At 68.8% G+C, this 8,402-nt stretch carries 3 protein-coding genes; 1 reads left to right on the top strand and 2 read right to left on the bottom strand.

What is annotated here, in order from left to right:
- Window positions 1-4,986, bottom strand: a 4,986-nt coding sequence (locus AAH991_RS39350; protein ID WP_346231056.1) for a ThuA domain-containing protein, incomplete at its 3' end; no start/stop codon positions are given.
- Between the two features lie 214 nt (window positions 4,987-5,200).
- Entirely contained in the window at window positions 5,201-6,481 is a 1,281-nt protein-coding gene (locus AAH991_RS39345) for an ROK family transcriptional regulator (RefSeq protein WP_346231055.1), read from the bottom strand.
- A gap of 245 nt (window positions 6,482-6,726) precedes the next feature.
- Here AAH991_RS39345 and AAH991_RS39340 point away from each other — a divergent pair, with 245 nt between their 5' ends.
- Window positions 6,727-8,028: an ROK family protein gene (locus AAH991_RS39340; protein WP_346231054.1), complete on the top strand. Its 1,302-nt coding sequence runs from the start codon at window positions 6,727-6,729 to the stop codon at window positions 8,026-8,028.
- Window positions 8,029-8,402: the final 374 nt, after the last annotated feature.

The raw sequence follows: 8,402 nt of genomic DNA, 5'->3' as shown, positions 1-8,402 counted from the left end.
CGCGAGGTACACCGAGCTGCCGATGCAGCGCGGCGCGGCCGTCACGGTCAGCTTGACCTCCGCCGAGGGAGCCGCGGAGATCGTCAGCGAGAGCGTCTTGATCTCCTCGGTGTTCCCGGCCTTGTCGGTCGAGCGGTAGCGCAGCTGGTGCTGGCCCTCGCCCGAGACGGTCACCGGAGCGGTGTACGCCGTCCAGTCGCCGCCGTCGACCGAGTACTCGGTCTTGGCGACGCCGCTGCCGCCGGTCTCGTCGACCGCCTTCAGCGTGACCGTGACCGGGCCGGTGAACGAGCCGCCCTCCGGCTGCGCCGGGTCGGTCGTCGCCGTCGTCACCGGAGCGGTCTTGTCCTCGCTACCCGCCTTGATCAGCTTGAAGTAGTCGAACTTGACCGTCTTGGACGCGCCCTGGTTGGTGCCGATGGTGTAGACGCCGACCTTCGACGCGTTCGCCACGGCGCTGTTCTTCACCGGGGTGACCGTGCCGTTGGTGGCCAGGTCGGTCCAGGTGGTGCCGTCGGAGGAGTAGGAGCCGGTGAAGCTGTCTCCCACCTTCTTCAGGCGCAGCCACCACACACCGGTGGTGCGGTTGGCGACCTGCGGCTGCGGGTTCTGCACGGTGCCGCCGACCTCGCTGCGGAGCTCGATCGTCCGCGCCACCGTCGACCCTGCGGTGTTGGTGGTGAGGAAGTCGAACTTCACGTAGTTGTCGTCGTCGCCGTAGACGATCAGGCCGCCCTGCTGGTACTGCTCGCTGAGAGCAGAGCCGTCGACCTTGGTCTCCAGCGTCCAGTCACCGCTCGGCGCCTTCTGCAGGATGAAGTTCTTCGGAGCGCCGTTGGGCGTCCCGTAGATGTCACCCGTGGTGGTGTCGATCTCCAGGTTCCCACCCGTCACACGCAGCGTGGTCGGGTCGGAGCGGACGATCGAGTCCCAGCGGCAGTTGTCGAGCGAGGTGCCGTTGAAGTCGTCGTCCGGGTTCGGGCCGGTCGCCTTGTCGTCCGGCGTGATGTGGAACCAGTCGAAGGCGGCGTCCACGACCGGGTGGTTGGCCCCGGCCAGCGAGATCAGACCGATCTTCGGGTTGGTGATCCCGGCGAGCGGCTTGGTCTCGGACATCGCGGTGAAGTTGCTGCCGTCCGACGAGTAGTGCGCGGTGATGTTGGTGCCGTCGCTGATGAACCGCACGTACACCGTGTCGGGGTAGGCGTCCCCGAGCTGGGCGGTGTTGCTCGCCGTCACCTCGTTGGGGTTGCCCTTGTCCTCACGGATGAACTGGAAGACGCGGTTGGCGTGGTTCGAGCCGCTGGTCGACCGCGCCTGCAGCACCATCTTGGCGTAGTTGTCGTCGTCGCCGTAGATGATCAGGCCTGCCTGCTGGTACGCGTCACGCGCGTCCATGGTCAGCTTGGCCGTGGCCGTCCAGGCGCCCGAGGGAGCCGGCTGCACGACGATGTTCGGCGTGTTGTTGGTCGTCTGGTAGATGTCGGTGGTCGACGTCGGGATGATCAGCTTGCCGTCGGCGACCCTGAGGTCCTGGTTCTCCCGGACGACCGACCAGCGGTCACGGTCGAGCTGGTTGCCCAGGAAGTCGTCGGAACGACCGGAGAAGCACACCGTGGCCGGCGCGTTCACCTTGATCTCGACCTTGGCGGTGGACGAAGCGCCCTTGTCGTCGGACGCGGTCACAACGGCCGTGTAGGTGCCCGGCGCGTTGTAGGTGTAGCTCGCGTTGGCCGTCGTCGGCTGCGGCGAGCCGTTCACCCCGAAGTCCCACTTGTAGGTGATCGGGTCGCCCTCGGCGTCGGTGGCCGCCGCCGTGAAGTCGACCTTCAGCGGAGCGATGCCCGTGGTCGGGTTCGCCGTCACGGTCACGATCGGACGCTCGTTCTCCGTGGCGCCCTTGCCGATGAAGTCGACCCAGTTGAAGTTGACCAGGTAGGCGTCGTTGGCCGCGCTCGCCGGCTTGCGCACGACGAAGTAGAGCGGGCCGCTGGTCGTCGGAACGTTGTTCAGGTTGACCGTGACGTCCTTGAACGTGTTCCAACCGCCGGTCGGAGCGATGTCGGCCGAGCCGATCAGCGTCCCGTTGTTCGGGTCGCCGGCACGGATCTGCACGGTGCCGCCGGCCCCGCCCGAGGCGGCACGCAGCCGGATCGCGCTGATGTTCGTCAGGTTGACCGGGTCGAACGACCACCAGTCGCCGTCCTGGACGAAGGCGATGTGCTGGGCGCCACCCGCGGTGTCGGTGGTGGCCTCGGCCTGGACACCGGCGGCGTCCGTGCCCACCCCACCGGTCACCCGGCCGGTCTGGGTGAAGTGCTCGGCCTGCTTGCGCTTCGGCTGCAGGAGCACCTCGCCACGCCCGGTCAGCGACGGGGCGTCGCCGTTGCCCTTGTCGGCGTAGCTGGCCTCGATCGCGTAGTACAGGTTGTCGGTCTCGCCGTGGCCCGCCTGCTGGGTCTGGACGGTGCCCTCACAGCCGCTGTACTGGTCGAGCGGGTGGCCGTGGCTGTCGTGACCCAGGATCGCCTGGATCTTGACCTTGTCGCAGTCGATCGTCCCGTCCTCGGGGTCGGTGACGGTGACCTTGAACTTCACCTGGTCGCCGAACTCGAAGAACGCGCCGTTCGGCGGCAGCTCCACCTTGACCGTCGGCCGGTTGTTGCCGGCCACGATGATGACGGCGGCCGTCGCGGTCTCGCCCTCTTCGTTCGTGATGGTCAGGACCGCGTTGTACTGTCCCGCCTTCTCGTAGGTGAAGGAGGGGCTGGCCTCGGTGGAGTCGGTCTTGCCGTCACCGTCGAAGTCCCAGGCGTAGGTGAGCGCCTGGTCGTCGGGGTCGCGGCTGCCCTCGCTGGAGAACTTGACGGTCAGCGGCAGCGGGCCGTCGGTCTTGTCCGCCTCGGCGTGGGCGACCGGCAGGGGGTTGCCCTTGATGTAGTTGATGCGGTAGACGCCGGAGTCGGCGTTGTCGCCGCCGAAGCCGGAGCCCCACTCGATCATGTAGAGCGCGCCGTCGGGGCCGAACTTCATGTCCATCGGCTTCTTGAAGCTGAGGGACGAGAGGATCCGGTTCATCTCGACGAGCTTGGTGCCGTTCTCGTCGAGCTGGAACGACCACACCTGGTTGTTGTTCCACTCACCGAAGATGGCCTTGCCATCCCAGTAGGCCGGCCACTTCACGTTCGACTTGAGGTCGGCGTTGTAGCGGTAGACCGGGCCGCCCATCGGCGCGCCGCCGCTGAGCTCGGGGAAGGTCGTGTTGGCCTGGTAGTGGTACCAGATCGTGGCCGGGATCACCGGCGGCAGGTTGGTCAGACCGTCGTTGTTCGGCGAGTCGTTCACCGGCGCGGCGCAGTTGAACGCCTGGCCCGACTGCCGGGTGGCGAAGTCGTAGTCGATGTACGGGGTGTTGTTGCCGATGCAGTACGGCCAGCCGTAGTTGCCCGGCTTGGTGATGAGGTTCCACTCGACCGTGTTCTGCGGGCCACGGGTGGCGTTCGCCGCGTTGGCGTCCGGACCGTACTCGCCGAGCATGATGTTGCCCGTCTTCGGGTCGATGCCCATGCGGAACGGGTTGCGGAAGCCCATGCCGTAGATTTCCGGCTTGGTCTTCGCGGTGCCCGGAGCGAACAGGTTGCCGGCCGGGACGGTGTAGGTGCCGTCGGCCTCCGGGTGGATCCGGAGCAGCTTGCCGCTCAGGCTGTTGGTGTTGGCCGAGGAACGCTGCGCGTCCCAGGCCGCACGGCCCGACCGCTCGTCGATCGGCGCGTAGCTGTCGGAGGCGAACGGGTTGGTGTTGTCACCCGTCGCCAGCCACAGGTCGCCGGTCTTGTGGTCCATGAGCATGCCGCCGCCGTGGTGGCAGCACTCCGCCCGCTGCACCGGAACGTCGAGGATCTTCTTCTCGCTGTTCAGGTCCAGCGTGTCACCGGTGACCGTGAACCGGCTCAGCCGGTCGACGTTCGCCGAGCTGGGCGAGTAGTAGAGGTACACCCACTTGTTGGTGTCGAAGTCGCGGTCGAGGGTGATCCCGAGCAGACCGCTCTCGTTGGCCGTGAAGACGTCCAGCTTCGCGGCCGTGACCGTGCCACCGGTGGGCTTGATGACCTTGACCTCGCCGAGCCGGTCCACGTAGAACACGCGGCCGTCGTTGGCGATGCTCATCATCATCGGGTTCGACGTGTTGTCGTCGAGGGTGACCTTCTCGAAACTGCTGCTCTGCGAGGCCGAGCAGTCGGCCTTCTCAGCGCCGGCGGCGGTCTTGATGCCGCCCAGCAGCAGCTTCAGGAAGTTGGCCTCGCTGTAGTTCTCCTTCTGGTGGCCGAGGCCGGTGTACCACGAACGGCCGCCGTCGTAGTCCTGGCACCAGGTGTTCGGGTGGTCCGCCCCCATCGTGGCGCCGGTGTAGGACTTCTCGTCCATCGACGTCAGGACGTGGACCGTGCCACGCGGGTTCGTCTGGTAGTCGTACCACTCGTCGGTACGGACCCAGTTCGTCGGCAGGCCCTTGGTCGACGGGTGCGCAGGGTCCTCGACCTTGACGGTCGCCTGCTGGATCGCCGGGTGCTGCTTGAAGTACGCACCGACGAGCTTGCCGTACCAGGCCCAGTTGTATCCGCTGTCGGCGGCGGCGTGGACGCCCACGTAGCCGCCGCCCTTCTGAATGTAACGCTGGAACGCGTCCTTCTGAGCCTGGGTGCTCACCGGGTCGCCGGTCGTGGACATGAAGACCACGGCCTGGTACTGCGCCAGGTTCTCATCGGTGAACGCGGCGCTGTCCTCGGTCGTGTCGACCGCGAAGTTGTTCTCCTGACCGAGCTTCTGGACGGCCGCGATGCCCTCGGGGATCGAGTCGTGCCGGAAGCCGGTGGTCTTCGAGAAGACCAGAACCTTGAAGTCGGGCTCCGCGGCCGCGGTGGCGGCCTCGGCGCTCACGGGCGCCGACAGGAGCGTGATGGCGGGAGCGGCGATGGCGAGTGCCATCGCCGCCGCGGTCAGACGTCTGGGACGCCGTCCGCTTGGCTGGGCCGCGTTGTGCGGCCAGGCCCACGTTCGAGAACGTGGTGTCATGGAAAACCCTTCCTGACCGGGGGGACGTCAGGCAAGGCGCGCGCCGCCGCGCTTGTTGCCACTTGGTCGAAGCGGATATTTCGGTTGCTGGAGGGTGCCGTCTCCAGGTCTGTGGGGGCCGTCAGCGTCAGTAGGCTGCCGGCCTGGGTAATGAATCCATGATCGTTGTCGGGTCGTCGATGATCTGGTTCACCACCATGCTCGCGGCGCCGCGGGATGCGGCGCCGAAGCCGAGTGTCGAGGCGACGAACCGGCACTGAGTGGCCGGCGCGGCCATCACGAGCCGTTGCAGCTGATCCTGCGCGTGCGGCAGCAGCCACTCGGCCAGTGAGGCGAAATAGCCTCCGATGACGATCACGCGGGGGTTGAACAGGTTGGCCACGATCGAGCCGCCGAGCCCGAGCCACTGACCGACCTGCGCCACCGCCTGCATCATCCGCCGGTCGCCCGAGGCCAGGCCCCGGGCGATGTCGGCCACTCGTTCACCGGGGTCCGGAACCGGCATGCCGGGCAGTCCGTACGCCTGCTCGGGCATGGCGGCGCGGACGAGCGCGGCCAGCCCGACCTTGGTCTCCCAGCAGCCGATGCGGCCGCAGCCGCACTGGTCGCCGTTCGGGTCGACCCGCAGATGCCCCACCTCGCCGGAGAAGCCGTCCGCGCCGCGCAGGAGCCTGCCGCCGCAGATGATGCCGCCGCCGACGCCCACCTCGCCGGTGAGGTAGACCAGGTCGGGCGTGCCCGCCGCGACCCCCGAGGTGAACTCGGCCAGCGCGGCGAGGTTGGCGTCGTTGTCCACGCGCACGGGCACGCGCAGCGAGCCGAGCATCGTGGAGAGCTGGTCCGCCAGCGGCAGGTCCTGCCAGTAGAGGTTCGGCGCGAGCGTCACGACGCCGCGCGCGACGTCCACGAGGCCGGGTACGGCCACCACGATGCCCGCGGGGACGGCGCCGGCCCGCGCCATCGCCTCCACGGACTCCTTGGCCACGAGCCCGAGCCGGCGCACCGCGCTGTCCGGACGGCTGCCCATCGTGTCGAAGACCACCCGGCGCTCGACCAGGACCCGGCCGCTGAGGTCGGTGCCGTGGACCGCGATGTAGTCGACGTTGATCTCCATGCCCAGAGCGCCGACGTGTGCGCCGTGCAGCGCCACCGCCCGCCTGGGACGTCCGACGGCGCCCACGTGCTCGACGCCGAGCTCCCGCACCAGCCGCCGTTCGAGGAGCTCGGACATGAGGCTGGAGACGGTGGCCCGGTGCAGTCCCGTCGCGTGGGCGATGTCTGCGCGGGACAGGGTGGCGTGGTCGCGAAGTTCGCGGAGCACCATCGAGAGGTTCGCCCGGCGCAGCGCGGCGGGACCCGCCGGCGGAGAGCCACCCCAGGGACGGGTGAGGTGCGACTCGTACGTCACTCTGCCCTCACCTGCCCTTTGTTTGTCTCTGAGATCAATTAATCAGGGTTGTAACACGCAGGTGTCCGAACGTGCACCCCCGGGACGCGTAACGAGTTGGCATCGCTCGGTTCCGCTGCAGGTCAGAACCAATTTGTGACCTGGTTACCGGAACGTTACGCAAATCACTGCCGGTTCCCCCTTGTGCCTGGGGGAAACCAGCGCCTTTAATTCGGCGAGCCATGCGAACTAATTGAGGGAGAGCGGTGAACCACAGCAGGGCCGACGGCCGTACGACCGACTCGCCGAGTCGGGGCGGGGCCGCGGGTGTTCCCGCGGACCAGGCCACCGTGCGCCGTTCCAACCTTGCTCTGGTGCTGCGCCACGTGAGCGTGTACGGCCCCTGCTCCCGGTCGGCCGTCGCCGTCGCGACCGGGCTGAACAAGACGACCGTCACCAGCCTGGTGAACGAACTGCAGGCACGCGGGCTGGTCAAGGAGACCGGGCCACAGCACGCCGGCTCCGTCGGCCGCCCGAGTGTCGCGCTCGTCCTGGACGGTTCGGGGGTCGGCGCCCTGGGCGTCGAGGTGAACGTCGACTACATCGCCGCCTTCGCCACCGATCTGGCCGGCCGGGTGCTCGCCGACCGCCGTATCGGCTTCGACGCCATGGGCTCCAGCCCGGAACGCTCACTCGACGAGCTGGCCCGGGTGGTCGAGCGGACCGTCGCCGATCTCGACCGGATCGGGATCGCTCCCGCGGGGATCACCGTGGCTGTTCCCGGGCTCATCGACACGACCACCGGCACCGTCGTCGTCGCCCCGAATCTCGGCTGGCGCGGGGTGGCGGTGGCCGAGCGGCTGTCCCAGGCCGACATCCGCGCGGACATCCCCATCGCCGTGGACAACGACGCCAACCTCGCCGCGCTGGCCGAGTTCACCTCGGGGGTCGCGGCGGGCACGCCCGACCTCGTCTACCTCACCGGGGAGGTGGGCGTCGGCGGCGGCATCATCTCCGGCGGCCGGTTACTTGGCGGCGCGGACGGGTTCGCCGGAGAGGTCGGCCACGTCATGGTCGACCCGTCCGGCGAGTCGTGCCGCTGCGGCCGTGTCGGCTGCTGGGAGACCAAGGTCGGGCTGGCCGCACTGGTGCGCATGGCCACCCCCGACCGCGCGTACGGCATAGGCCGGCAGCTCGTCCGCGACCCGGAGGAACGGCTGGCCGAGATCGAGCAGCGGCGGGCCGAGGGAGACCCCCGCGTCGAGGCGGCCCTCGCGGAGGTGGGCCGGTGGCTCGGGCTCGGGGCCGCCACGCTGGTCAACCTCTTCAACCCGAGGGTGATCGTGCTCGGCGGCTACTTCGCCAGGCTCGCCGACCGGCTCATCCCCGCGGCCCAGGAGGAACTGGTCCGCCTGAGCATCACGGGCGCAGCCGACCGCTGCCGGTTCATCGCCTCCGACCTCGGCTTCGGCGCCGCCTCGCGCGGAGCGGCCGGCGTCGTGGTCGAACGAGCGCTGGCAGACCCCACAGCGATCGCGATCCGACATCCCAGCCATCGGGGGGCGTGAGGAACCCGATGACCCATTTACCTCGTACCGCCCGTCCCCTCTGACCTCCCGTTCCCGCCAGACTTCCCGTCCGCCCGACCGTCCCGTCCGACCGCCGGCACTCCCGCCCATCCCGCGTGCCGGGGTCATGGCGCATGCGGTCGGGCGGACGGGATCACCACCATGTCTTTCCCCCTCACCACAAAGAACGTCCCGCCCGCCTGACCGGCTGTCCGGACCGCAGCGGCACCGTTGACGCCGACCTCGGTGCCGCCGCGGTGGTGCCAAACCGGCGCCGTCAGGCGGGCGGGGCCACCACCGCGTCCCTATCCCCCCAGGAGGCTCCTGTGCCGCAGTCATCGTCCGACTCGGCGTCCCTACTCGTGATGCGAGGA

The sequence above is a fragment of the Microbispora sp. ZYX-F-249 genome, assembly GCF_039649665.1.
Lineage (GTDB): Bacteria > Actinomycetota > Actinomycetes > Streptosporangiales > Streptosporangiaceae > Microbispora > Microbispora maris.
The sequence above is the reverse complement of the archived record's forward strand: the minus strand, read 5'-3'. Positions and strand labels throughout refer to the sequence as shown.